The sequence below is a fragment of the uncultured Faecalibaculum sp. genome (assembly GCF_910588395.1).
Classification (GTDB): Bacteria; Bacillota_I; Bacilli_A; order Erysipelotrichales; family Erysipelotrichaceae; genus Faecalibaculum.
Genome location: NZ_CAJUPA010000085.1, coordinates 1 through 1,705 on the forward strand (window position 1 = coordinate 1; position 1,705 = coordinate 1,705).

Here is a 1,705-nt window from a genome sequence, read left to right on the forward strand (position 1 = left end):
GTGGAAGCCATGCAGAAACGGGAGTATGTGGGTTATCTTTTAGACACGCTGCTGACCGGGACAAAGGAGGAAAAAGCCGCCGTTATCAAGGGGCATGGGAAGGAGGTGGAGCGGATTGAGCGGAGGGTATCAGAGTTTGCCGGCGGCGGAAAGACAAGCCGGGGAAACCGCCACAGAGAGCCGGAACGGTGAAAAGACGGTTGCCGAAGTCCGGCAGATGCTGGAAACCACGCAAAAAGGGCAGACCGCCAACACGCCGGGGAATTACAAGGCGGTATTTTTATATGACCCGCTGCTTAGTGGGGCGTTCAGCAATAACCTTCTGACTGACCGGATTGACATTGTGAAGCCCCTTGGCTGGTATCGGGACGGGAGCCGCCTGACGGACGTGGATATTCAATATCTGGTTCTATACTTGGAGGAACACTACGGGCTGACCTCGGAAAAGCGGATTGAGGGGGCTATCAAGGTCGCCGCCAATGAATACCGGTATCACCCTGTCCGTGATTATTTAAACAGCCTGCAATGGGACGGGACGGAGCGGGTGCGCTATGCCCTGCGCCATTTCCTCGGTGCGGAGGTGAGCGATTACAATTACGAAGTCCTCCTGCTGTTCATGCTGGGGGCAGTGGCACGGGTATTCAAGCCGGGGACAAAGTTTGAGGTCATGCTCTGTCTGGTGGGCGGTCAGGGAGCCGGGAAGTCCACCTTCTTCCGGTTCCTTGCTGTCCGTGATGAGTGGTTTTCCGATGACCTGCGGAAGTTAGACGATGATAACGTATACCGGAAGCTGCAAGGGCATTGGATTATTGAAATGTCGGAAATGATTGCCACGGCGAACGCAAAGAGCATTGAGGATATTAAGTCCTTTTTGAGCCGCCAGAAGGAAACCTACAAAGCCCCCTATGAAGTCCACCCAAAAGACCACAAGCGGCAGTGCGTGTTTGCCGGGACTTCCAACACGCTGGACTTCCTGCCCCTTGACCGCACCGGGAACCGGCGTTTCCTGCCGGTGCAGGTGCAGGCGGAAGCGGCGGAGGTTCACATTCTGGAAGATGAAGCCGCTTCCAGAGCCTATATCGGGCAGATGTGGGCGGAGGTCATGGAGGTTTACCGGAAGGGGGATGTAAAGCTGAAACTAAGCCCGGCAATGGAGCAGTATCTGAAAGAACACCAACGGTCATTCATGCCGGAGGACACCCTAGCCACCCGGATTCTGAACTTCTTGGACGGGTACGGCGGGAAGATGGTATGCTCCTTGCAAATCTACCATGAAGGGCTGGGACACCCGGCTTATGAGGAACCGAAGCAGTATGACATCCGTGATATTAATTCCATCATGAAGAACTATGCGGCGGGCTGGAAAGCCTTTGAGAATCCCCGGCATTTCCCTCCGCCCTATAACCGGCAGAAGGGCTGGGAACGGGTGGAGCCGCCTGACAACGGAGGGCATGGAAAATCAGGTTTCCAGCCTTTGCCCGAAGGGGAAGCCGTCCAGCTTGGGCTGCCGGAGGAATGGCTGGAAGGGGGAAAACCGTAGCCGGTTGCCGGCTGGTTGCCCTTCCCGTTGTCAAGCCCGTTGCCGGGAAGCCGCCTAACAAATGCCGTTTTTCAGGGCTTTTTCTTTCCCTGACAACGAAAGCAACGGAAAAACAGAAAGAAAATCAATCAGAACAGAAAACGGAAAGCCGGGTTTTGTGTGCGG

Annotated in this window: 1 protein-coding gene and 1 pseudogene; both read left to right on the forward strand. The window is 55.4% G+C overall.

What is annotated here, in order from left to right:
- Positions 1-192, forward strand: a pseudogene (locus QZ305_RS11680) (DNA primase); the annotation flags it as partial.
- A gap of 25 nt (positions 193-217) precedes the next feature.
- Positions 218-1,540, forward strand: a complete 1,323-nt coding sequence (locus QZ305_RS11685; protein ID WP_294732174.1) for a virulence-associated E family protein — start codon at positions 218-220, stop codon at positions 1,538-1,540.
- The last annotated feature ends 165 nt before the right edge of the window (positions 1,541-1,705 follow it).